Below are 24,313 nucleotides of genomic sequence, written 5' to 3'. Positions count from 1 at the left end.
TTGGTTTGGGTATTCGATAAACATGCACCAGACACTACCCCCTCGAATGAACACCCCCCTGTATCGCAAATACGCACAAGTTCTGGAAAGGAGTTAACAATGAAAAAAGTCACTTCCGTTTTTTGGGTAACACTCGCCATTGCAATATTCTCAGTCGTTTGGGGTGCGCTTGCCCCCAAGAATCTTGAAAGTATTACAGGCAGCATCCAGTCTTACATCTCTGTTCATTTTGGATGGTATTACTTACTGATCGTTACTGGTTTTGTGATCTTCTGTCTTTATATGATTTTCAGTCCTTATGGAAAAATGAAACTTGGAAAACCGACGGACAAGCCTGAGTATAACTATGCAACATGGTTTGCGATGCTTTTCAGTGCCGGAATGGGAATCGGGCTCGTCTTCTGGGGAGCAGCAGAACCAATCTACTTTTATGCGAACAATGCCCCGACTGCAGAGACGGGTACAGCAGCCGCTTTGAATGAATCCATGAGATTCGTGTACTTCCACTGGGGAGTGCATGCATGGGGAATTTACGCAATCGTTGCACTAGTCCTCGCATATTTCAAGTTCCGTCGAGGTGCCCCAGCTTTAATCAGCTCAACACTCGAGCCCTTATTCGGGGACAAAATGAAAGGACCATGGGGGAAAGTCGTGGACATCATCGCCGTGTTTGCAACCATTGTCGGTGTAGCGACAACGCTTGGATTTGGTGCTGCACAGATCAATGGTGGACTGACGTTCTTAACACCGCTTGAAGATTCGTTCGGTATTCAGTTGATCATTATAGCTGTTGTTACCGTGTTATTCATGATTTCCGCTTATACCGGGTTGAGTAAAGGAATCCGTTATTTGAGTAATACAAATATGGTATTAGCTATAGCTTTGCTTGCTATCACGTTAATTGTGGGTCCGACGCTCTTCATTATGAATATGTTTACAGACACGATCGGTGCATACTTACAAAACTTGCCTACCATGAGTTTCCGTCTTGCACCGAACAATGAAGAAAACCGTACATGGATCAACAACTGGACGGTTTTCTACTGGGCATGGTGGATCGCATGGTCCCCATTTGTCGGAATCTTTATAGCACGTGTATCCAAGGGGCGTACGATCCGGGAATTTTTATCAGGTGTTCTTCTCGTCCCATCGGCTGTAGGTTTTCTATGGTTCTCCACTTTCGGATCATCGGCGATTAAAGTCCAACAAGATCAAGGAGGACTTTCCGATTTAGCTACAGAGCAAGTGATGTTCGGAACATTTGATAATTATCCACTAGGTTTGATTCTGTCAATTATCGCGATGGTATTGATTGGAACATTCTTTATTACATCCGCAGACTCTGCAACCTTTGTATTAGGAATGCAGACGACAAACGGGTCTCTAACACCACCTACAATGGTTAAGTTTGTTTGGGGAATTATCCAATCATCCATGGCCGCTGTACTACTATATTCAGGTGGACTGCAGGCGCTGCAGAACGCGCTCATATCTGCTGCTTTTCCATTCTCGTTCATCATGATTTTGATGGTCGTATCCTTATATAAAGCGATTCGTGCAGATAAGATCGCGCTTGATCGAGGGAAGGATAGAGAAGAAAAAACATCAGCCTAATCTCAGAAGGAACTTCCGCGTTAGGGCGCGGAAGTTCCTTCTTCCATCAATCTCCTTATTTTGACAGGATTCAAGTATGAACTCTTTGTGTTTTTTTTCATGAAAATGTATCATAAAAGCTTAGAGAAATCTGATAGAATAAAAAGGAAAAGGGTTAGATATAAAAGGAGCCAAAGATATGTGGGAATGGAGAAATATTTACCGTGGGATGCTGATGGGGGCAAGTGACGTCGTTCCAGGTGTAAGTGGAGGGACGATTGCAGTCGTTCTCGGTATATACGACCGTCTGATTGATGCTATTAACGGTTTTTTTAGTAAAGAATGGAAAACTCATTTAAAGTTTTTATTGCCTCTTGGAATTGGAGTGGTGATCGCCATTGGTTTGATGGCCAATTTGATCGAGTGGTTATTTGAACACTACCCGGGGCCGACCCAGTTTTTCTTCCTTGGCCTGATCATTGGAGTGCTGCCGTACTTAACACATAAAGCAGATGTAAAGCATAATTTCAAAGCGAAACATTTTATGTTACTGCTGATTGGAGCTGTTCTAGTTGCCTCTATGGCATTTTTCCAGACAGCAGAATCTGAACCGATGCAGAACTTATCGTTTGCTGGATACGTTCTGTTGTTTTTCTCGGGATGGATTGCAAGCAGTGCTATGATTCTACCAGGAATCAGTGGTTCATTCATCCTGTTGATTATCGGAGTATATACGACCGTAACTTCAGGAATCTCTGACTTTCGAATCGATATCATCGCAGTCGTGGGAGCAGGAATCGTATGTGGAATCGTTGTGATGAGTAAGATTGTGAAGTTTTTCCTTGAAAATTATACGTCTGGCACCTTTGCGGTCATCATCGGTCTAGTCATCGGTTCTGTATTCGTTATTTTTCCTGGAGTGCCTGGAACGGGTGTGATGATGATTGTCAGTATCGTTGCATTCCTTGGAGGTTTACTTGCTGCATGGCTGTTGGGCAGGGTGGAGTACAAGTAAGCCTGACAAAAGACAAATTCATACATTTTGGGTATGATAAGAAGTAGTTATTTATAAAGGAGATTGAGTTTGATGGAAGCCATTCATACAACGGATAAGTTCAACGAAACCATTGCAAGCGACCGCCCGGTCATCGTGAAATTCGAAGCGGACTGGTGTCCGGATTGTAAACGCATGGATATGTTTATTGGAGACATCCTAGAGGAATATAATGGATACGATTGGTATAACGTTAATCGCGATGAACTTCCAGAAATCGCAGAAAAGTATGAAGTGATGGGGATTCCAAGTATCCTTATTTTTAAAGATGGCAACAAAAAAGCCCACCTTCATAGTGCGAATGCTAAAACTCCAGAAGAAGTAGAGGAGTTTTTACAAGCAAGTCTTTAAAAAACGCGTCCACATGGTTCTGCCATGTGGGCGTTTTCTGTAAGGAGGTGCTCTCTTGTCAAAAAGGTTATTGCTCGTCGGTGCTGGTCATGCACACCTGGAAATTCTGAAACAATTGCGGGATGAAACTTGGAGGCAGGTCGATGTTTGTATGATTACACCTTCGCCTTATCAGTATTATTCAGGGATGTTTTCCGGATATACAGAAGGCCTTTATTCTGAGGATGATATTCGTGTGGATATTCGTCAGTTAGCGAATTCAGCCAACGTCCATTGGATTCCAAAAAAAGCAGTCTTTATAAAACCGCAGCAAAAAAAGGTCGTATGTGAAGATGGGTCCGTTTATCCCTTTGATGTCGTCAGTTTCGATATTGGATCTAAAAGTTTACCCTTATCATTTGAAGACTCAGCTGCCCGGACAATTAAGCCGAATTACGAATTTACAGATCAGATTCGTACGTTGAGAGAAACAACAAAACCCCTGATCGTAGGAGGTGGAGCGGCTGGAACGGAGCTTGCGATGTCGATCCAAGCTTATAAGGATAAACACAAAATCCCCGGTCAAGTCCGTTTGATTACGTCTGATCGAATACTTGCGGATGGATCTAAGTGGGTTTCAGCGAGGTTGAAAAAGTTACTGGAGAAAAAAGGGGTACGTGTCTGGCAGGACGAACGCGTAGAAGAAGTTTTTGAAGAATTCGTCAAAACGGACAATGGAAATCGAGTTCGCCATACAGGTGTGCTATGGCTGGGTGGGGCTATTGGAGATCCGATTTTTGAAAAGTCTTCACTCGCTATAGATGAACGTTCCTTCGCACTCGTACGATCGAATTTGCAATTCCGTGACTATGATTACATTTTTGGTGCCGGTGATTGTGTCACAATGATCGATTATCCAAACCTCCCCAAAAGTGGAGTGTATGCCGTAAGACAGGGGCCGGTCCTCTGGCAGAACTTAAAAAACTATCTTTCAGGATTATCACTGGAATCGTTCGTTCCACAGAAAAATGCCCTTTATATTTTATCTACAGGTGGAAAGAAAGGATTTCTTGTGTATGGACCGGTCAGTTCACACAATAAGAAGGCGTGGCAGTTGAAGAACAAAATTGATCGTGAATTCATGGCTAAATACAAATGAAAAGAGTCTTTGAAGCGTCCCCTCCGGACACTATCAAAGACTCTTTCTTTTTTACTAAAGCTCCCGATTGTGGAAGAGTCCGTTTCGATATGTTGCCGGGGATCGTTTGCCATAATGGGGTTCAGGGGTGGTTGGGAAGCTACTCGCTTTCGTGTGGTAGAGTGCCGAGCTTCCCCGCAGCCCCAACCCTCATAACAAAAGTCTCGAAATCGAGTCTTCAAGAATCCTGCCAAATAGTTGATAAAGCTTATAGTTTCAGCCAGGTTCGGACTTTGTTGCGGAAGAGGTAGGTGGTGACGAGGAGGAGGGTGAAGACACTGAAGGCGATGAGAATCAGTGTACGGTCTCCGCTTGCGAGGCTTGTTCCGACCAAGCTGTATGCAAACGTTCCGGGAAGCATGCCGATGACCGTCGCCAGGACGAAGGAGAGAAACTTCACTCTCGTCATCCCCGCAAGATAGCTTAATATGTCAAATCCGACGAGTGGAATTAGTCGCAGGATGAAAACGTAAAGGAAGTCTTGTCCCTGCATTCGCTCGTAAATGTTCCCCGCCCATTTCGACTGGTGAAATTTGAGTACAGAATCTCCGAAAAATCTTCCCATGATGTACCCAGTGATACCTGCTCCTGTAGCTCCAATGACGATATATAGCATGCCGGGCCAGATTCCATAGGCGAAAGCCGCTGCGAGTGAAAGAACGGAAGTAGGAAACACGACAATGGGGCCTATCGCATACAGCCCCATAAAAATGAGTGGTCCTATGGCACCGAACGATAGAATATAGGAACGGATATTATCCGCACTCACGTCAAAGCGGGAGCGTACAAACCAGGCAAGAGCAATGAATAGTCCAAGAAATAAAACGGTACGTAATATGTTTTTTTTATTCATAGAATCTCCCCGCTGAAGGTCTTGATGGAATCACACGGAATCGTTACCTGGACTTCCTGTTTGGGGAGCGATTCGTTGATAGGGAGGGATATTTTCTTCTCAAGCTCTCTGATATATAAATGAACAATCGGGCGTCCATGTTGATAAGTGATATGCTCAACAGATGCATGGAAGCTGACTCCATTTTCCGATGTTTTTTGACTCCCTAATTGAACGGCATGCAAAGGTACGAATTCGTGATCATTCAGAATCAGGTGACCCCCTAAAAAAGAAGCGACCCTCATGTTGGCGGGTGACTGGTGTAACGTTTCAACAGTTCCAATTTGTTGAAATTTCCCATTCTCAAATACAGCGATTTGGTCTCCCATGATCATCGCTTCTTCCATGTCGTGGGTGACAAATACAGCGGTCGTTTCTCTGGAGGCAAGAAAATCACGCACCCAGTATCTCAGATCTTGGCGCAAAGATGGATCCAAGCTACTGAAGGGTTCGTCAAACAGAATCACTTCAGGTTCTGTAGCCATTGCACGGGCAAGGGCTGTACGTTGTTGCTGGCCGCCGGAAATCTCGGAGGGGTAATGGTCACGGAAACGCGCCATACCGGTTGCTTCCAGTAAAGATTCAATTTTTTCTGCTTTATATTTCTTTGAAACTTTCGCACCGTAATCGATATTCTCTTTTACAGTCATATGTGGGAAAAGTAATGGCTGTTGAAAAACGAGACTGATGCTGCGCCGGTTCGCTTTCTGTTTCGTAATTTCTTTTCCATTCATGATAATTTCGCCCTCGGTCGGCTTTTCAAGCCCCGCAAGTATGCGAAGCAGTGTCGTTTTTCCACTGCCTGAAGGACCGACAATACTCATGATTTCACCTTTCTCCAGATGGAAGGTCAGATCATTCAAAATCGTATCTTGATTAAAGGTTTTTGTAATATTTTTCATTTCTAGTTTCGTCTGTGTCATCGATGATTCCTCCATGGCAATCGAGAGTAGGGGAGAAACATCATCAAGGATTCAATGATGATGTACATGAAAACTGGGATGAGTGCGAACCAAATTGAGAATGCCGCCATGATTGAAGTATTGGCATTTTCAAGAAACGGAAAAAAGACCAAAGGCAATGTCAGTACCCGGCCTCCACCGATTAAGGCGGTGATGGCGTATTGACTCAAGCTGATCACAATGGTTAAAAAGGTGAGGCTCCGGATCGCAGGTTTAAGTAATGGCAGTTCTACCGTGAAAACCTGGGTCCAAAACCCTGCTCCCAGAATGTGAGGCTGCTCCATCATCGTTTTTCCGATTTGCTGATAGCTGTTATGAAAAATCTTGATGCTGTAAGGCACGGTCGGTACTAAATGGATAAGCAACACGCCCCAGAAGGTGTCGGCAAGACCGATCCGGATCATGAATAGGTGCAGCCCCATCGCAATGGCCAAGGATGGAATCAAAATCGGTGATAGAAGTAGGGCTTCCAACCAGGCTTTGCCGCGGTATGGGTAGGAGGCTAGCGCCTTTCCTGTAAATAAACCGAGCGTGACGTTGATGAACAATACAGCAAACCCGATCCAGATGGAAATGAACGTCGCTTCCCACAATTGCGGATTCTCAAAGAGGGTGGAGTATCCTTGCCACCCCCAGTCTATGCCTTGTCCGGTATGGAAGCGCCAAGGGGCGCTTAAGCTCTGTAATAGCAGTGCGGTCAGCGGGATGACGAAAAAAAGCAAGATTAAAATAAGAAAAAACGCTTTTCTAAGAATCATTGTCGATCCCCCCTCATCGCTCTCCATCGGGGCCGGCTTAACCCATAGTAACTCATTAAGGTCAGTCCCAAGAGGAACAAACTAGTCATGACCATAGCGGCAAAGGCTAAAGGACGGTCGTCCCAAGAGCTGCCATAAAACCACTCATACCCGAGCACGGAAATCATCTCTGGAAAAGTGGTTCCTATCAAAGCTGGAACCTCATAGGCTGCCAAAGTGAAGGAGAAGATGATCAAAAATGTTTCCACGAGAACGGGGAGGAGGTGTGGCAGGTCGACCGTAGTGAACCGGTGCCACGCGTTTCCTCCTAAGCTGTCTACGAGAGCGTAATACTCAGGTCGGATGGATGCATACACAGGAAAAAGAAGCAGAATGACAAGAGGAACTTCTTTCCATACATAGGTGATGATGATTCCTATTCCCTCCGGATCCCGGGTCCATACGGGAAAGTTTGAAGGAGTTTCAAGCCAGCCGGCAGCCGCTAAAATTTGTGGCAGCCAACCTGTTTCCGAGAGCATGAGGATGACCATGTATCCCCAGACGAAATGCGGAAAAAGCATCGGGATCCAAACCATCAGCCTGGGCGATATGTTGGTCAACAACGGGTGAAAAAACTTCGTGAATCCAAGACCAAGGATGATGGAAACGAGGGTAGCTATCCCTGCTGTTCGCACACTAAACCAGACGGAAGAAAGAAACCGTTCGGAGCTTAAAATCTCTTCGTAATGGGCTAAGCCTTCTCCACCTAAGCTTTGGATGACAGCGTGGATGAACCCGTAGAAAGGGATCATCAAAAAAATGGCCACAGGGAGAAAGAGAAGGAACGTTCTATTTTTGAACAACTTCATTGAACCACTGTTCCTTCATCCAATCGACATAGGCGGCTTCTGATTCTGGCAGAAAGCTTTCTTCAAGTTCTTCGGTTGATAATACGCTCTCCCCGCGTTCCACGGATTCGAATTCTTCTTTTATGTCTTCAGGTAATTGGTCAAAGCTTATGGGGGTATTCTCTCCCCAGTCATCCGGTTTATATTTTTCCAGTTGGGCTTCTGGAGAAAGCATGAAATTGATGGCCGCCAACGCCCCGGGTTGGTTCGGGCTGTTGAAGGGGATGGAGAGAAAATGCGTATTTCCGATGGATCCAGGTTCCATGACGAACGAACGTGTAGATTCAGGGAATACACCTTCTTCAATCAATGACTCAGCCCGCGATTCGTTATACCCCATCGTCATCCATACTTCACCTTGGCTGTACAGACGATCCAACTCTGTCAGGCTGTTGGGATAATGCTCACCTGATCGCCATAGGTCGTTTTCCATTTCATTAAGATAGGACCACGTCCGTTCAGCAGTCGGAGTGATGTCGTTCTCCTCTAATGGTTGCTCATAAATATCCGAAGGTTTTTCTGCTTGTGAGTATAAGACATGTCTTAGAAACGCATTGCCTGTGAATTCTTCCGCTCTCGGATAGGTAAACTTGCCAGGGTTTTGAGACACCCATGTTTGTAATTCTTCGAAGGTAGCGGGAGGGTTGACGATCTTTTCTGAGTCATAATGAAACACGAACTGGACTTTCCCCCACGGTGCTTCCATGCCTTCCACTTTTGTCCCGAAATCCGTTTGAAAAGCTGGGTCTTCGGTATTGTAGTAATCATTGAAATTTGGCAGAACTTCTGTAAAAGAACCTATCAGCAATTCATTTTCTTTCGCGTTCTTGAAATTCTCACCATTGATCCATATCACATCAACCGATCCGTCTTGTTTATTCGCTTGTTTTTCCGTTTGTAGCTTTTGTAAAATTTCTGGTGTGTCGAGGGGGACGCGTTTCAACGAAACCCCATATTGGTCTTCTAACTGTGGTGTGACATAGTCATCAATGTAGGCATTGATTCCTTCATCTCCACCCCACATGTACAGGCGGACTTCTGTCCCTTCTGCTGCTGCTTCGATCTCTTCCCACGAAGCTTCTGTCCAATCTTTATTATTTGTGGAAGTTTCACTGCAGGCAGTTAAAAACAGGGTCGCCAGCAGGAAAAATGGTATAAACTTTTTCAAGCGAATCTCCCCCTAGGATTCTCATTATATGGGTATTACATAAATCCCTCTGTCATTTATCATACAAACAAACCGGTCAGAAAAAAACTAATACTACTTCCGTAATGCGTGACCGTAAAAAGATACGGGTAAAGGGAGAGAAAAGGAGGACGGAGAAATGATTTACAATCAATTCGCAAAACCAGAAGGAATAACAGGAAAGGTTGCCGGGATGTTTATGGAAAGAGAAAACAGGGAGTTGAATGACTGGACTTTGTCTTTTCTGGATATAGGAAAGGGGGACACCGTTTTAGAAGTCGGGTTTGGTTCTGGAGCGGCTTTGAAAAAATCAGCCACTTTTGAGCCGGAAGCTTTGTACGGAATTGATCCTTCAGAGGCAATGGTTGAAATGGTTTTAAAGAAGTTAAATGATCAAGCGTATTCAAAACAGATTGGTATTATTCATGGCGAAGCCTCCCACCTGCTTCATTTTCACAAGTCTTTGGACAAAATCTATGCCGTCAACACTATCACTTTTTGGGACCGACCCTTTGAAATTCTCAGCCACTTACGGACCTTGCTTAGTGAAAAAGGGAAAATCGCCCTGACGATTGTTCCGCATGAAGAAGGAGCGACCGATGACACCACAGAAGTGCTGGGTGGTCAAATGAAAAACCTTCTTGTAAAAGCAGGCTATAAAAATGTATGTATCCATTATAAATCAGAAAAACCCAATGATGCGGTCTGTGTGACAGGAATGAAAAACGATATGATAGGATAAGGAAAAAGGGGGAAAGCATATGAAATTAAAAAAAGAAGAAAGAGAATATATGGTGGATCAGGTCAAAGAATATTTTGAATTAGAAAGGGGAGAGGTGATCGGTGACCTTGCTGCTGAGCAATGGGTACATAAGTTAGCAGAAGAGATGGGTCCCTTCTTTTATAACAAAGGAGTAGCAGACGCGAGACAGATGGTAGAACAGAAGGTCATGAACATTGATGAAGACCTCCGTTCCCTCGAACGCACGGCTGGAAAACCGACACGCAGGTAAGGAAACACCGCTTCATTAAGCTGAAGCGGTGTACGGTTCTTCCTCATCATTTTCGAAGTTTACTTCAAGGTCTTTTTCCATTTGCTGTTCTTCCACTTGCTGATTCCATTCAAAATGTTCCAGCTGCTCGTTCAAGTCAGCCACCAAATGTTCAAGGCGATCCGTTTCTTTGATCATCTGTTGGAAGGCCGCTTGCTGCTCGACGGTAGACGCAGAGATTTCTTCTGTACCTGCCGCCGTCTCTTCAACGATGCTGCTCACATTCTCTACAGAAACATAAACATTCGCACTCTTATCTTTAGATTCATCCAAGCCACTGACTAGAGATTCCAGCTGCTCGTCTATGGACTTCACTTGCGCGCTTATTTTTTCGAAAGCGGTCTTAGACGTATCTACGGAATGGTTTTGCTGCTCGGAAATTTGGATGGTCTCCTGCATTTCTTGTTCAATGACTTGAACCCCATCTCTGATTTGAGTCACCATTTCAGAAATATGGCCCGTTGCTGAAGTGGATTGATCAGCCAGTTTGCGCACTTCTTCCGCGACAACGGCGAATCCTTTTCCGTGTTCACCAGCACGTGCCGCTTCAATAGCAGCATTCAAAGCAAGAAGATTCGTCTGTTCAGCGATATCATTCACGAGTTTGACAGTGGATTCAATTTGATCCGTATATTGGATAAAGTGATTGACGGACTTTTCTACGTTTGCAATCGACGCAGCACTTCGATTCATTAATGCTCGTTGGTTCGTAATGCTCGTCTGCCCCTCATCGACATAATTGAGGGCTTGTTGACTGGCAGCCCTTGAGGATTGACCTTGTTCACGGTTCATTTCAAATCCTTGGTGGAGGTCATCCATTAGGTTTGCTACATCCTGTACATCTTCAGAAATGGATTGGCTCCCTTTGGCAAGCTCATCGGTTGAATGGGCTACTTGGCTCGATATTTCCGATAGACCACCCATCTCATTGTGAAGACGGGAACTGAAATCTTGTACATTTTGTCCAATGTGGTGAACGGATTGGACCGTTCCTTCTAAGTTATCGATCATCGTACGGAACGATCGCTTCAATTGACCAATTTCATCTTTCTCTTTATCGCTCACTTCAATCGAAGTTTTCAAGTTTCCATTGGCCACTTCAGATGCTTGATCGGCGAGGTCGCGAATCGGACGCGCGATGTGTTTCGTCAGTCTAGACGTTGATAGAATCGTAGAAACAACCAGAGCGGCTGCTGCAATAATGGTGAACAAAATCAAGTTTTGAATCGTCTGTTTTTGCTCCATCATTTGAGTGTCATACCAGGATTGGGCTTCTTTTTGAAGCATATAGATATCGTTAATGATTCCCCCGGTTCGGGCTGCTTGACGCTGGACTTCATTGTTATCGTTGTTTGCCAGCGCCCCTGAAGCAAGCTCGGTCCAATTCTCAAATTTCGACTGGGCCTGGGTATACCATTGCTCCTGAGCTTCGGTTGCAATCAACGGTTCCATCTCCGTGAAAATGCTGCCGGTCTGTTCAATCAGAACTTCTGCTTCGCTCCGGGAGGCTTCGGATGGGTTGTATCCGTAGGTGGTCAATGCCTGCTCTACACTCACGAGCTGGCCATGCAGTTCTTTACCTTCGAGTAAAATTTGAACATCTTGATTGGACGAGCGTTGTAAGTCCATCATTTGATAAACGATGAAACTGATGAGGCCCAAGCATAAAAGTAGTGGAATGAGCGTCATTGTATATAATCTCTTTCCGATGGTCATCACGTTTCCTCCTTACTTTCCTGTCGCTTCATTTAATAGCTTTTGTTCCTCTGGATTCAGTTCAATCAAGCGGACCGGAGCAAGACCTACGCCGTTTTCTTGAATACCGAGCGTTTGAGTCCCTCCATCGAGCTTTTGTCCATCACTCAAGAGTTTCATCACATCATAAAGAGCGACGTTGACATTTTTAAGCATGGAAGAGACGACGGCTTCTTCAGCTACAAAAAACTGGTCACTGTCCACACCAAACGCGTAAATTTCTTGTTTCTGAGCTTCTTTTAATACTCCGATACCTGTAAAACCTGCCGCAGGGAAGACAAAGTCCACACCTTCTGCCACCATATCGTTCGCAATGGAAGCTCCTCGTTCATCGTCATCAAACGTCCCTGCATATTCAGACAGGATTTCGGCGTCTGGATTCGCTTCTTTCACCCCTGCTTTGAACCCTTGCTCAAAACGTTCCACAACTGGGATTTTTTCGCCACCAATAAATCCGACGGTCCCTGTTTTCGTTTTCATTCCAGCGATAAGACCGATCAAGTAACTGCCTTCGTCTTCCTTAAAAGTAATGGACGTTACATTTTCAAGTTCAGAAACAGCATCAATCATTACGAATGACTGGTCTGGGTTTTCTTCTGCTAATTTTTCAATCGCTGCCTGTGAATTATATCCAAGTCCAATGATGACATCATGGTCTTGTTCTAACAGCTCTTGAGCATTCTTTTCATAGTCCTGATCGAACGGTTCGCGATAATCGAAAGTGATGCCTAACTCATCACGGGCTTGTTCAAGTCCTTGGAAAGCCGAATCACTGAAAGAATCATCACCGAGTCCGCTGTCTGTGACAATAAGACCAGCGCTGATCGCATCTTCTGTATTCGCTTTCGTTTCATTGTTTGCACATCCAACCAATCCTAAAAGTAAGGAAAGGAGGACGAAAGGTATGTATAGACGTTGCAATATCACCACTCCTTTTATGATGTCTGACATCTATAAATATCGGCAACAACCAGGACGATTTAAATAGGAAGGAAGACTTAATATTCTCTTTCCACATACCTGCCATTTAGTTGAATAACGGAATAGAAAAACCACGATGACGTTAGGTCATCGTGGTAGTGGAATGGCTTAATTGGAAAGCATCGGCGAGTAGCTCGTAGGAGCGTAATCGATCTTCGAATGGAGTGACGATCGTGTTAACGATCACTTCATCTACGTTGTAGCTCTCCGCCAACTGCTCAATCTCTTCTTTTACTTTTTCGACAGAACCGACAATCATCCGGTTTCGGTTGTCCTGGATTCGTTCTTCTTCAAAAATGGTGTACGAATGGCTGAGCGCTTCGTCTGGAGTAGGGAAGTGTGTCCGCTTCCCGCCTTGTTCAATTTGTAAAAGAGCAAGATCCAGACTGGAAGCCAGGTATTCCGCGTGTTCATCAGTTTCTGCACAGACGACAAAAACGGAGACATTCCCTATTGGCTTACTTTGCTGCATAGAGGTTGTAAAATAATCTTGATATCGATCCATCGCTCGAATACCTCCGCGGCCGTTAATGAAATGGGCGAAGGAGTAGGAGACACCTAAGTCTGCAGCCAAGCGAGCACTTGTGCCGCTTGATCCAAGCATCCACACGGGCGGGGCCGTTTCTCCTTTCGGTGTCGCATAGATATCCATCCCGTGCGGGTCGTGTCCGTGTAAATAAGCGATCAACTCTTCTACTTGGGATGGGTAGTCTTCAATGCTTGGCACCTTCCCACGGTTTAACGCTAAGTTGACATTCGGCATGCCACCTGGAGCTCGGCCCACTCCAAGGTCGATACGGTCAGGGTGGAGGGTTTCGAGAATTCGAAAGGCTTCCGCGACTTTATATGAGCTGTAGTGGGGAAGTAATACCCCTCCTGTGCCAATTCGGATGCTTTCTGTATGGGCAGCCAGATGGGCCGCAAGTATCTCAGGAGCAGATCCAGCGAGACTGTTTGTACTATGATGTTCAGAGACCCAGAAACGGTGGTATCCTAGCTTATCTGTCCACTTTGCGAGTTCTGTTGTCTGTTGTAAGGCTTCTTTTGGGTCTGTCCCGGTTAAGATAGGGGATTGATCCAATACACTTAATTTCATTTCCATACCCCATTTACTTCTTTCGTTGTCATTCTATCTAACTACTATCGTCCCATGTGCCACGTGCAGATGCAAATGTAAAAGTATTCTTCTCCTTCTTTTCTCTAAACGGACCTTAACTATAGCTCCCGATTGTGTAAGACCCTGTTTCAAGATAACCGGGGTTCGTTTGCCATATAGGCAGTCAGGGATGGTTGGAAAGCGAACGGTTTCCCGGAGCCCCTAAACGCACACATACATCTCGAAACTGAGTCTTACACAATTCTGCCATATTCTCTATTAGATCAAAAAAGGTATTGGTTGGGTGAACAGAGAAAAGCCGGCTGTCTGAGGGACAGCCGGCTTTTCTCTAGAGTTATCTGGATAGAATACCTAGTAAACCGTAAGTCAGGATGGATTGACGTTCCATCTTGAACATTTGGCGTACTCTAAGATCATCGGTATGTAGTGGGGTGAAGAAAATCGCTTCATTTCTAAATTCATCTTTGGGCTCTACCGCGAGCCATTCACCATCTTCAAGACCTGATAGGATTTCAACGAGTCCTTGTTCTTCAATACCTGTTTCGATGTCGCGGCGCTCTAGAATTCCTTCCGCATTCATCACCCATGCATAAAGGTTTTCATCGGTCTCTAACGCCTTCTCAACAGCAGTGACTACACCTAAAGATTCATCTGTAGTAATTTTCAAATCCGCGTGATAGCCAGCCAGCAATTCCTCTGAAGGGTTTTCCATGGAAACTTTGAAAGGATATCGGCTTGAGCGGTGGAGCTCGACTTCTTCTGGATAATCGTCCACTGACGTTAATGTACCTGTCGTTTCATATTCGAGTTCCGGGACATGGATTTCGACGACCATCTCTTCTTCAATTTCCTTACGTTCTTGTTCGGGAATGGTCCCTTCTAATACTAGGTTTGTAGATTCTAATGTAAGAAGAGGGGATTCAAGGTCTTCGGAGACTTCGCTGACCGTTCCTGAAAAAGCGCTTGTCACGGTGATTCGATCACCTTCGTCCTGAAGCTGGTCCAGCTGGTCTTCCACCATTTCGAGCATGGCTTCTTGTTTGGCAAGTTCTGTTTCTTGTTCGGCCATCTTCTCTTCTTTCATGTACTCGGTTTCTATGTAAGAAGGAGGAGGAGCGTCACTTGTCCCGGAATTATTGTTGAAGGGACTTGAGTTATTATCGTTTGTGTCTGGAGGATCAGGTACGCGATAGCTCTCAATTTCATCAATGAAATCTTCAATCGCGTCAATTTCTTCCTCTAACCGGCTGACTTCACCCTCAAGACGAGCTTCCTCCTGATAATAGTTCAGGACGTCGTACGTATAGAGGTCATCGCCTTCACTGACGGTGTCTCCTTCTTCAACTAGAAACTCATTGAAAGATCCCACATCTTCATTGAAATAGACAGGTTCTGTTTCTTCTGACGTGAACACAGCTTTTGTATCCATTTTTTTAAATAAATCATACGTGATTGTCTTGGACCATTCATTGATATAAGACTTGCGATCCACTTGTTCTCCTTCATCAAGAAAGATGAGGAAAGCATTGGTCGTAACGAAGGCGACAATTAGAATGCCTATGATTCTGCCTTTTACATTAATTTTTTTCATAGATCTTTACACCTGCTGCTTTCTTATCTGAGTAAATAAAGGAGATACAAATCGAATTTAGATAGGGCGGCGGTACCTGCCCACAACAACATGTGCCAGAACACAACACCGACCCAGATCCAGCCGATTTTCGTCCTGGAAAGCCAGGAAATACATTTCACCTGGTACCAGATGATGAAAAGCTGGAAGATGGAGATGGCTCCGCATAAGTAAATGACCCAATCAATGCTGGTGAAATAAGAGGCGATTACTCCGAAAGAAAAGGGTGAGACGTACCAATCAATCCCTGCATAAACCATCAGAGGGATCCAGGTAATCCGTTCGATCAGCATGATAAGCAATACGTTCATCTGTAAAATAAAGAGTTTTTTATAAGACACATTGTTGAACAACCAGAAAAAGAAAGATGAAATGAAAATCGTGAACAAGAATAAAAGGATGGCGAAACCGGCGCGTCCAATTAAGAACCATGCTTTCCTCATTTCATATTCGACTCTGTTCAGGTCAGACATGTTGGCAGAAATCGCATCCGTACCGAGACCAAGCCAAGCTGTCCAGACATATGTAAGAATCGTCAAACCTAGTAAAAAGAATAATAGATTCCAAACGTTTTTGAGCCGTTCCGCTTCGTTCAGTTTGAACAAATGGTCTTCCCGGCTTGTAAATAGCTTTATTAAATGAATCGAGTATGTCATGCGTTCCATCCTTTAATATAGAAATAAAACTCTCTGTCTTATTCTAACGGAAATTGTCAGTTGTTGCTATAATTACCTCATAAACTATATGGAAAAAGTTAGGTGGGTAGATTCCGGAGTTGTTTTTTCATATAAGCTTCTGATTGTGGAAAACTCTCGAAATCGATTCTTCAACAATCCTGCCATTCTTTAATAACTGATGATTAACGTCACCGTTTACAGAGCAAAAAATTAAGCACGGTGCTGGATGCACCGTGCTTTTCATTTAGCCTTGAGAAGGCGCTGCCTCGTAGGGCGGGTCTTGATTTTTCGCTTTAAAAAACAGTGCTCGATCCTTATAAAGGAAGATCATGGATAGAACGAAAGCGAACAGATCAGAAAGAGGGAAGGCGAGCCATACGCCTGTCACTCCGAAGAAGTTCGGCAAGATCAATACGAGCGGAATCAAGAACAGAACTTGACGCGCCATAGACAAAATAAGTGCAGGCTTTGCCATTCCTAATGCCTGATAAAGGCCGCCGCTGACTACCTGGGCTCCGATAAGAATGGCAAGAGCAAACATGATCCGGATAGCATAAGCCCCTGTTTCAATGGTCGCTTCATCTCCAGTGAAGATGTTCATCAAACCTTCTGGGAAGGCCATCATCAGGATGAAAATGCCCGCGGATATGATCGTAACGACTTTCATACCGAGCATAACCGTTTCTTTCAAACGGTCGTAATTTTTGGCTCCGTAATTATAGCCAATAATCGGCTGCATGCCTTGAAGGACACCGATCATCGGCATGATGGTGAACATCGCAAGCTTTTGTACGATTCCGAAGACACCGACTTCGAATTCACCGCCGAATTTAATGAGCATCAGGTTGATGGCGATCATCATGCCGCTTCCGGATACTTGCCGGATAAAAGCTGGCATACCGATGGTTAACACTTCACGGATGACGGACCATTGCGGTTTCAAATAGGAAGCTTTGACTACCAGTGAAGATTTCCCTTTTAAGAAATAATTCAAGACGACGATCGTTACGGTCGCCTGGGAAATGACGGTGGCAACAGAAGCTCCCTGTACCCCCATATCCAAACCGAAGATGAAAATCGGATCGAGGATCATGTTCAAAACAGCCGGGATGATCATTGTCATCATGGCAAACTTCGAGTTTCCTTCTGAACGGATGATGCTGTTCGTCGTAAAGGCGAAAGAAAAGAAGAACGACCCAAGCATAATCGGGAACAAATAATCCGTTGCATAAGGCATGATGTTATCCGTTGCTCCAAACAGCTTCAGCAAGGGTTCAAGAAAGGTAAAGGCACCGATGAACCCGAAGCTTGAGACGACAACGATGGTAAAAAGGATATTTCCGAAAACTTGGTTGGCTTCTTCTTGTTTGTTTTCCCCTAAACGTCTGGAGATGACGGAGGCACCACCGATACCGACGGCTGCGGCAATGGCCATGATGATCATCATCACCGGGAAGCCGATGCTGACACCAGATACGCCTAAAATCCCGACACCACGTGCGATGAAGAGCGTGTCAACAACATTGTAGAGAGCCATGACAAACATGCCAATCATGGCGGGTACGGATAAGTTCGTTAATAATTTCGGGATGGGTTGGGTCCCTAACCGCTGACTTTGTTGTTTCATTTGTCTTCGCTCCTTGATGTTTTAGGTTTCAAGTTGGCTTGCATCTTTTTCAACCAGGAAATCATGACTTGCTGTTCTTCTTTCGAGAGCCCTTGGTTCGCTTCTTCTTCAATATCAGCAATGATTTTTAGAATGGTAGCATGCAACTCTAATCCTTTATCCGTAAGCTTCACAAGTTTTGTCCGTTTGTCTTTTTGGCAGGACCTTTTCATGATGCGTTCGTGCTTCAGAAGTGTTTCAATCAAGCCGTTCATCGATGATGCTTTAATATGCAGCTGTTTTTGCAGATCCGTTTGGGATTGCTCGCCCGCTTTGGCCAGGAAGTAGATGACTTTCGCCTGCGAGTGGGTCAACCCGTACTCTCCTAATCGCTGGTTATATATATTTTGTAAAAAATGTGCGACCATATTGATGTTGTATCCTAAGTTTTGATCTATGTTTTGTTTCATATTTACTTAGCCCCCTAAACAAATTATAGTATAATATGACTTCGCTTAGAAGTAAACGAAAGTGTTTCACGAAAGGGGAGGTATGGCAGACTTATGAACATTCATCGGTTGCATGAATGTTTCATTATAAAAACACAATCACCTCAGCTTCTTTATAGTAAAATAAAGGAAAAGAAGGGGCGGTCGTTATGGTACAGATAATAAAAGCGCATCCGAAGTCGTTTTACGGAGGTTTGCTTTTCATTGCAGCCTTACTGCTTTCAAACTTTTTGATTCAAAAGATGGAAGTGACGGGCCAAGTTCCACCGCTTCTTGTGTTAGCGACGGTCATTGATATCATGATTGTTCTTCCAGTCGTTCTTTTTTTACTTGTTCTCCGGAGAAAGCCAACATTGTCATTGCTTGCTCCTCTTTGGCTTTTAGGAGCGGGTTTCGTTCACTGGATTGTTCCCGCGTATGCTAAAGAACACCTGCAATACATGAACGCTTCCATTATCCTCGTTGAGGCAGGTTTCATCCTCTTAGAGCTTTTCCTCTTCGTTATTTTCATCAGGAATCTGAAGACGTGGAGACATAACTTCAAAGCTTCGTTCCATACATGTCCGCATTTACTTGCAAGAATTTCTGCAGCGAACCAGCAAACGTTTGGAGACTATCCCAAGTTAAAACGGCTAATTGAGTTCATACCCACAGATGCTTCTGCCATCCGCTATGCTTTCTTCCCACATCTTGACGCTAAGCCGGACGGTGATCACACCTTCAGTTACCACAAAAATAGTGAGTACTTCGGTGTTTTTCTCATGTTGGTTCATGCGATGCTCATTGAGATCATTGCTGTCCACGTCATGCTCATGCAATACAGCCACACGATCGCATGGATTGCGACCCTCCTTGATATGTATGCACTCGTCTTCCTAATTGCAGATTATCAAGCGATTCGTAAAAGTCCTGTCGTCATCCAGAATAACCATCTTCATTTTCAAAAAGGGCTTCGTTTCCACATGGAGGTCCCATTAGAAAAAGTGGTGGAGGTTCGTCGGTATGAAGGGGAAGCCTTGCCTGAGGAACGTCATTCCTTCACTTTGATGCTTGCTGGGCTTGAAAAGGTGCCCCCACAGTTAGAAATTCGATTGAGTGAAGCGGTGGAGGGGTATCGTGTATTTGGTTTCAAACGAAAAGTGATGAAAATATTCTTGACTGTCGACGAGCCGGAAAGATTTTTACAAGCATTAAATGAAGCGCGACTGGTTTCAAAGAAAGACATTTAGTCAATTATGATAAGAGGAAGGAAGGGATTCTATGCCTCGTTATCAAAGTGGAATCTTTATATATAATGGAAAAAAGGACGAAGCAGAGTTAGAGACGGCTCTTTCGCAGATATTGCCGGTGTTGAGTAAAGGGGTGAAGGAGTTAAAGATCATCCAAACGTTGTCGTTGGACGATTTGTATGCAAACTGCCGGCATTACGGCCCCGAAGTTGAAGTGTTTTTCGTCTTCGGAGGAGATGGAACTTTGCATGAGGTCGTCAATTGCCTTGCACCGATGGAAAAACGTCCGGTGATCGGTGTGCTGCCAGGAGGAACGTGCAATGATTTCAGCCGTGTTTTGGATACACCTCAGCGACTCAATCAAGCGGCTGCATCCATCATTGAAGGGGAAGAGGTTACTGTGGATGCAGGGAAGACCGAGGACGATTACTTCATTAACTTTTGGGGCATCGGTCTTGTGACACAAACCTCCTTTAACATTGACGAAAATCAAAAGAACCGGTTCGGTGTGCTGAGCTACTTCATGAGTGCATTAAAAACGATGAATCAGGCAACACCATTTCGTTTTAAACTGACCGTAGATGATGAAGAGATCGATGGAGAGGCGGTGATGATTCTTGTCATGAATGGCCAATTCATAGGCACGAGGCGCTTTCCTGTCCCCACGATTGACTTGCAGGATGGGAAGTTTGACGTTCTGGTTGTGAAGAACTCCAACCTTACATTATTCAGGGAACTCATGACGATGGGTCGGCCGCAAACGGATGAGAGTGACTTCCAGGAGCTTTCCCACTACCAAGGAGAGAAGGTCAATATCGATGTTGAATATAAGCAGGATGTGGACATGGACGGAGAAATCAAAGGGAAGACACCTGAAAAATTAGAGGTGCTTCCGGGACATTTCACCTTCTTAACTGGAGGGCCGAACGCATTGCATAATATGGACAACCCTTAAGGAAACCGTGAATTTGCGGAAAAGGGATGGTTTGACAGTTAGAATTTGTTAAACTTATACTATCTTTATCTTTTGTAAAGGATGGGCGAACGTGATGAACGAACAAGAACTGTACCGCAAGAAAAAACAAGATCCTTCGTTGAAGCTTTTTGTCGTATTGACAAAAGCCCAGCGGACCATCGCAGATTTAGTGAAGGATGATATCCAACGATATGAATTGAACCCGACTGAATTCGGAGTGCTTGAGCTTCTCTATCATCAGGGAGAGCAGCCTCTGCAGAAAATCGGAGAGAAAATTCTGCTTGCAAGCGGAAGTATCACTTATGTGGTGGACAAGCTTGAGAAAAAGGAATACTTGAAACGCGTGCCATGCCCAAACGACCGGCGTATCACTTATGCGTCCATTACGGAAAAGGGACGGGACCTATTGAACGGGATCTTCCCGGATCATTGGAAAGAGATAGAATCGATCATGGATGGACTGACAGATGAAGAGAAGAAGGATGCTATTGAACTATTGAAGAAACTTGGAAAGTCTGCGGACTCCAAAAAAGAGTAGCAAATTTTCTGACGATCCGATATAATGGGATTAATTCTAAAGACAAAGGAGGGTATGAAGATGTTACAGATGCACGTGCTTGACTATCAAATCAACTATGTACGCCGTGCAATTATTCACGATTTAGCTGTCAACGGGACACGTATGTCCGAAATGGCATCTGAATAGTGAAGCACTGTAGCGTCTCATACCTGATTATTCACAGATAAAAGTCAGAGGTAACGGGACCTCTGGCTTTTTTTGTGTCTTCAAAAAGTCTTTAGGAGGAATTTCAATGATCATTACATTAAAGAATTTATATAAAATTGTCGGTGGGGAAGTATTGTTTGAAGCTTTGGATATGGAAATTAAACCTGGTCAGCGGGTCGGGCTTGTCGGTCGTAATGGCAGCGGAAAATCGACCCTTTTCCGAATCATCACGAAAGAGGAATCCTTGGATGGTGGAGATCTCTTCATTCAAAAGGGAGCTTCCATCGGTTATTTGAAACAGATTCCAGTTGATTGGACGGGGACAGGGAAAGCGTACTTGCAGCTTGCTTTTACCGAGCTCGTCTCATTGGCTGAGCAGATTAAAGAATTAGAAGAGGATATGACAGATCCTGATAAAATGGAGAGAGCCATCGCTGCCTATGGGGAAATACAGGACCGCTTTACTCACCGCGGTGGATACGAAATGGATGCCTCCATTAAACAAGTGGCGAACGGCTTGAATATCCACCACCTGCTGGATCAGCCATTTTCAAGTTTGAGCGGAGGGGAGAAAACAAAGCTCGGTCTTGCCAAGCTGTTGTTGGAAGACCCCGACGTTCTTTTGCTTGATGAACCGACGAACCATTTGGACCTGCAGGCGATTGAATGGCTGGAAGCGTATTTGCAAGCTTATGACGGGACCATTTGTGTCATTTCCCATGACCGCGCATTCCTTGATCACATCGTGACAGACATAATGGATTTGGAATCCGGAGAAATTGATACGTACAAAGGCAACTACACGGCATTTGAGAAACAAAAAGAAGAAAAACTGCTTGCTGAATTTCATCAGTATGAAGAACAGCAGAAGAAAATAAAAAAGATGAAAGAGGCCATACGAAGGTTGAGACAATGGGCAAATGAAGCCACTCCGCCGAACCCTAAGCTTTTCAAAAAAGCGAAAAGTATGGAAAAAGCGTTAGAACGGATGGAGAAAATCGATAAGCCGGTGATCGACCCGAAAAAAATGAACCTTTCCCTTGAAGCGGATGGACGGACAGGGAAAGACGTATTTACTGTTGAATCGCTGGAGAAGCAGTACGGCAGCGAAACGATTTTGGACGGTGTCAACCTTCATGTCCGTTATCAGGACCGGATTGCGATTGTCGGAGCCAACGGAAGTGGGAAATCTACACTCTTGAAAATGTTATTGGAAAAAGAAACACCAAGCGCGGGGACAATTAAACGGGCGCCTTCCATCAAGGTGGGATACCTACCGCAAAACCCTCTGCAAGAAGCTGATCGCGACCAGCGGATGATTGATCACTTCAGGGATCACATTCGGGTGACCGAGGGGGAAGCGCGGCACAGGCTTGCGGGCTTCATGTTTTATGGGTATGACGTCTTCCGGAAAATCCGCCACCTGAGTGGTGGGGAACAGATGCGTTTGAAGCTTGCGATTTTCATGCACCAGGATATTCAGGTCCTGATTTTGGATGAACCGACCAACCACCTTGATGTGGAGTCGCAGGAAGTTCTGGAAGAAGCACTCAATCAATTCCAAGGAACGGTCATCGGAGTTTCCCACGACCGGCATTTCCTGGATCAGTGTTTCACCCACACCGCTTTTCTTGTGGATGGAAAACTTCACCGTTATATCGGTACGTATGAAGAAACGAAAAAACATTGGCACGCCCTTTTAGAAATGCAGGAAGAAGAGCAGTCGGTAAAACCTGAAAAAACAGCGAAGCCAAAAACCCTCCTGAAAGAAGAACCAGTCATTGATTGGGAAAAGGAAATCGCTCGTCTCGAACAAGAGATCTCAACCCTCGATCAACAGATGGAGAACGGTGATGATGTAGAAGAGTTAATGAAACTCCAACATCATAAAGAAGAGTTGGAAAAAGACTTAGAATCTCTTTATGAAAATTGGATGGAAGCACAGTGATGATCTGTCCAGTCCTGGAAAAGGGTAGGAAACGAAAAAGTTTCCTACCCTTTTTTGATGTGTGCAACCAGCATATCCCTATCTATAGAATGGAAACATGTTTAGAAGGATCGCATCTTTTTTCACGGTAATAGTCGACAAGGGCGTCGGTATAGGAGAAAAAATCAGAACAAAAGATGTCTGAGGCAGCCAGATCCATTTCTGCCTGGCGGTTGTCATAGTCTGCGCTACAGAGGAAGTAATCAAGAGCTTCCCTTTGAATGCCTAGAACTTTCCGTAACGGACGAATCTTTAATGATTGATTGGCAAGACTCAGCGGTAGGGAGAAACGCGGGTGTTTGTCCGCATAAACATAACTGAGCTGCTCATAGATTTCTTTGGCTGTGTAAGGATTGGGATCTGTAAGATGATACGTCTTACCGCTGCTTGCAGGGTGATGGGCCAGGTAGTTTGTCGCTTGGATGACATAATCCTGAGGCACCAGGTTGACGCGGGCTTTTCCTTTTCCGAAATAAGGGAGGACGGGCAGACTTTTTAAAGCCTCTATTAAGTTCAATATAAAGTAGGGGCCGTCGAATTTGGCAGTGGCACCCGATTTTGTATGCCCGACAACGATTCCCGGGCGGATGATCGTTGTCGGGATTTCTTTGCACATCCGGTGAACGAGATTTTCAGCTTCATGTTTCGTATATTCATAATGGTTTTTAAAACCATTCCCATGGGAGAGGTCCGTTTCGTAAACGACTCCTTCCCGTTTCCCTGAAACATAGGCGGTACTGAAATAAATATAACGTTCCAATTGCAGACATTGGGAAAGCCAGCGATTCACTTCTCTTGTGCCTTGTACATTGACTTTCCATGCCGGCATGAGAGGGACGGCCAAATCATAAAGAGCAGCAAGATGGAAAACGTGAGTCACCTCTTGTAGTAATTGTTTGGATGTTTTGGACGGGAGTCCCAATCCTTCTTGAGTAATGTCCCCTTGGACGAGTTCGATTTTTCCAGTATCTACATTTTGGTCTTCTTCCCACGTCTCTATCTGCTTTTTTGCTTGTTTTTCCATAGAGGGAAGGTGAAGGAGGTAGATTTTCTTTATGGAATTTCTGACCCTGAAGAAATCTTCGATTAAGGCTGTAGCTAAATATCCTGGAAAACCAGTAAACAAATACGTGTTGGACATGAATAGATCGCCTCCGTAATCCTTTTGATTACCTTTTCGTGATGAATCAGACAACTTCCTTCTTTT

24 protein-coding genes are annotated in these 24,313 nt (G+C 44.6%); 11 read left to right on the top strand and 13 right to left on the bottom strand.

Features of this window, described 5'->3' with window-relative positions:
• Positions 1-99 precede the first annotated feature (99 nt).
• The 4 genes from GLV98_RS17455 (at position 100) to GLV98_RS17440 (ending at position 4,136) form a co-directional block, all read left to right on the top strand.
• Positions 100-1,614: a glycine betaine uptake BCCT transporter gene (locus GLV98_RS17455; protein ID WP_160917330.1), complete on the top strand. Its 1,515-nt coding sequence runs from the start codon at positions 100-102 to the stop codon at positions 1,612-1,614.
• Between the two features lie 178 nt (positions 1,615-1,792).
• The gene (locus GLV98_RS17450; RefSeq protein ID WP_160917329.1) at positions 1,793-2,608 is read left to right on the top strand and encodes a DUF368 domain-containing protein; all 816 of its coding nucleotides are present in this window, start codon (positions 1,793-1,795) and stop codon (positions 2,606-2,608) included.
• 72 nt (positions 2,609-2,680) lie between these two features.
• Positions 2,681-2,998: a thioredoxin family protein gene (locus tag GLV98_RS17445; RefSeq protein ID WP_160917328.1), complete on the top strand. Its 318-nt coding sequence runs from the start codon at positions 2,681-2,683 to the stop codon at positions 2,996-2,998.
• Positions 2,999-3,053: 55 nt separating this feature from the next.
• A complete protein-coding gene (locus GLV98_RS17440; RefSeq protein ID WP_160917327.1) occupies positions 3,054-4,136 on the top strand; it encodes an FAD-dependent oxidoreductase in 1,083 nt (360 codons plus the stop codon).
• 247 nt (positions 4,137-4,383) lie between these two features.
• Here the strand turns inward: GLV98_RS17440 and GLV98_RS17435 are convergent, their stop codons facing one another.
• The 5 genes from GLV98_RS17435 to GLV98_RS17415 are packed head-to-tail and all read right to left on the bottom strand — an operon-like array spanning position 4,384 to position 8,842.
• Positions 4,384-5,028 (bottom strand): TVP38/TMEM64 family protein, encoded by a 645-nt coding sequence (locus GLV98_RS17435; RefSeq protein WP_160917326.1) that lies wholly within the window; start codon positions 5,026-5,028, stop codon positions 4,384-4,386.
• Positions 5,025-5,990, bottom strand: coding sequence for an ABC transporter ATP-binding protein (locus tag GLV98_RS17430; RefSeq protein WP_160917325.1), 966 nt, complete (start codon positions 5,988-5,990; stop codon positions 5,025-5,027). The genes GLV98_RS17435 and GLV98_RS17430 overlap by 4 nt, the downstream gene beginning before the upstream one ends.
• On the bottom strand, positions 5,987-6,787 hold the full coding sequence (locus GLV98_RS17425) for an ABC transporter permease (RefSeq protein ID WP_160917324.1): 801 nt from the start codon (positions 6,785-6,787) through the stop codon (positions 5,987-5,989). The genes GLV98_RS17430 and GLV98_RS17425 overlap by 4 nt, the downstream gene beginning before the upstream one ends.
• Positions 6,784-7,635: an ABC transporter permease subunit gene (locus GLV98_RS17420; RefSeq protein WP_160917323.1), complete on the bottom strand. Its 852-nt coding sequence runs from the start codon at positions 7,633-7,635 to the stop codon at positions 6,784-6,786. The genes GLV98_RS17425 and GLV98_RS17420 overlap by 4 nt, the downstream gene beginning before the upstream one ends.
• Positions 7,616-8,842, bottom strand: coding sequence for an ABC transporter substrate-binding protein (locus GLV98_RS17415; protein ID WP_202410120.1), 1,227 nt, complete (start codon positions 8,840-8,842; stop codon positions 7,616-7,618). The genes GLV98_RS17420 and GLV98_RS17415 overlap by 20 nt, the downstream gene beginning before the upstream one ends.
• Positions 8,843-8,999: 157 nt before the next feature.
• Between GLV98_RS17415 and GLV98_RS17410 the strand changes: the two genes are divergently transcribed.
• Both GLV98_RS17410 and GLV98_RS17405 read left to right on the top strand, forming a co-directional pair.
• The gene (locus tag GLV98_RS17410) at positions 9,000-9,602 is read left to right on the top strand and encodes a class I SAM-dependent methyltransferase (protein ID WP_160917322.1); all 603 of its coding nucleotides are present in this window, start codon (positions 9,000-9,002) and stop codon (positions 9,600-9,602) included.
• A 19-nt stretch (positions 9,603-9,621) separates the two neighbouring features.
• Complete coding sequence (locus GLV98_RS17405; RefSeq protein ID WP_160917321.1) at positions 9,622-9,873, top strand: DUF2164 domain-containing protein; 252 nt, start codon at positions 9,622-9,624, stop codon at positions 9,871-9,873.
• A gap of 15 nt (positions 9,874-9,888) precedes the next feature.
• On the opposite strand, the gene GLV98_RS17400 is transcribed toward GLV98_RS17405, so the two are convergent.
• From GLV98_RS17400 to GLV98_RS17370, 7 genes are all read right to left on the bottom strand, one after another.
• Positions 9,889-11,628, bottom strand: a complete 1,740-nt coding sequence (locus GLV98_RS17400) for a methyl-accepting chemotaxis protein (RefSeq protein ID WP_160917320.1) — start codon at positions 11,626-11,628, stop codon at positions 9,889-9,891.
• A gap of 12 nt (positions 11,629-11,640) precedes the next feature.
• Positions 11,641-12,588: a BMP family lipoprotein gene (locus tag GLV98_RS17395; RefSeq protein ID WP_160917319.1), complete on the bottom strand. Its 948-nt coding sequence runs from the start codon at positions 12,586-12,588 to the stop codon at positions 11,641-11,643.
• A gap of 142 nt (positions 12,589-12,730) precedes the next feature.
• Positions 12,731-13,744, bottom strand: a complete 1,014-nt coding sequence (locus GLV98_RS17390; protein WP_160917318.1) for an LLM class flavin-dependent oxidoreductase — start codon at positions 13,742-13,744, stop codon at positions 12,731-12,733.
• Between the two features lie 355 nt (positions 13,745-14,099).
• Positions 14,100-15,356 (bottom strand): efflux RND transporter periplasmic adaptor subunit, encoded by a 1,257-nt coding sequence (locus GLV98_RS17385; protein ID WP_160917317.1) that lies wholly within the window; start codon positions 15,354-15,356, stop codon positions 14,100-14,102.
• 23 nt (positions 15,357-15,379) lie between these two features.
• Positions 15,380-16,051 (bottom strand): hypothetical protein, encoded by a 672-nt coding sequence (locus GLV98_RS17380; RefSeq protein WP_160917316.1) that lies wholly within the window; start codon positions 16,049-16,051, stop codon positions 15,380-15,382.
• A gap of 265 nt (positions 16,052-16,316) precedes the next feature.
• On the bottom strand, positions 16,317-17,699 hold the full coding sequence (locus GLV98_RS17375) for an MATE family efflux transporter (protein ID WP_160917315.1): 1,383 nt from the start codon (positions 17,697-17,699) through the stop codon (positions 16,317-16,319).
• Complete coding sequence (locus GLV98_RS17370; RefSeq protein WP_089654542.1) at positions 17,696-18,148, bottom strand: MarR family winged helix-turn-helix transcriptional regulator; 453 nt, start codon at positions 18,146-18,148, stop codon at positions 17,696-17,698. The genes GLV98_RS17375 and GLV98_RS17370 overlap by 4 nt, the downstream gene beginning before the upstream one ends.
• A 188-nt stretch (positions 18,149-18,336) precedes the next feature.
• On the opposite strand from GLV98_RS17370, the gene GLV98_RS17365 reads away from it, so the two are divergent.
• From GLV98_RS17365 to abc-f, 5 genes are all read left to right on the top strand, one after another.
• Positions 18,337-19,416, top strand: a complete 1,080-nt coding sequence (locus GLV98_RS17365) for a hypothetical protein (RefSeq protein WP_160917314.1) — start codon at positions 18,337-18,339, stop codon at positions 19,414-19,416.
• 31 nt (positions 19,417-19,447) lie between these two features.
• Complete coding sequence (locus GLV98_RS17360; RefSeq protein WP_160917313.1) at positions 19,448-20,371, top strand: YegS/Rv2252/BmrU family lipid kinase; 924 nt, start codon at positions 19,448-19,450, stop codon at positions 20,369-20,371.
• 94 nt (positions 20,372-20,465) lie between these two features.
• The gene (locus GLV98_RS17355; protein WP_160917398.1) at positions 20,466-20,930 is read left to right on the top strand and encodes a MarR family winged helix-turn-helix transcriptional regulator; all 465 of its coding nucleotides are present in this window, start codon (positions 20,466-20,468) and stop codon (positions 20,928-20,930) included.
• Between the two features lie 60 nt (positions 20,931-20,990).
• Complete coding sequence (locus tag GLV98_RS20360) at positions 20,991-21,098, top strand: RAxF-45 family protein (protein WP_337193770.1); 108 nt, start codon at positions 20,991-20,993, stop codon at positions 21,096-21,098.
• Positions 21,099-21,204: 106 nt separating this feature from the next.
• Entirely contained in the window at positions 21,205-23,067 is a 1,863-nt protein-coding gene (gene abc-f, locus GLV98_RS17350; RefSeq protein ID WP_160917312.1) for a ribosomal protection-like ABC-F family protein, read from the top strand.
• Between the two features lie 82 nt (positions 23,068-23,149).
• Here abc-f and GLV98_RS17345 read toward each other — a convergent pair whose 3' ends face one another.
• Positions 23,150-24,301: an SDR family oxidoreductase gene (locus GLV98_RS17345; protein ID WP_160917311.1), complete on the bottom strand. Its 1,152-nt coding sequence runs from the start codon at positions 24,299-24,301 to the stop codon at positions 23,150-23,152.
• Positions 24,302-24,313: the final 12 nt, after the last annotated feature.

Origin of the sequence: Halobacillus litoralis, from assembly GCF_009856415.1 — a bacterium.
Taxonomy (GTDB): domain Bacteria; phylum Bacillota; class Bacilli; order Bacillales; family Halobacillaceae; genus Halobacillus; species Halobacillus litoralis_C.
Note: the sequence above shows the minus strand (reverse complement) of the source record. Positions and strands in the feature narration are given on the sequence as shown.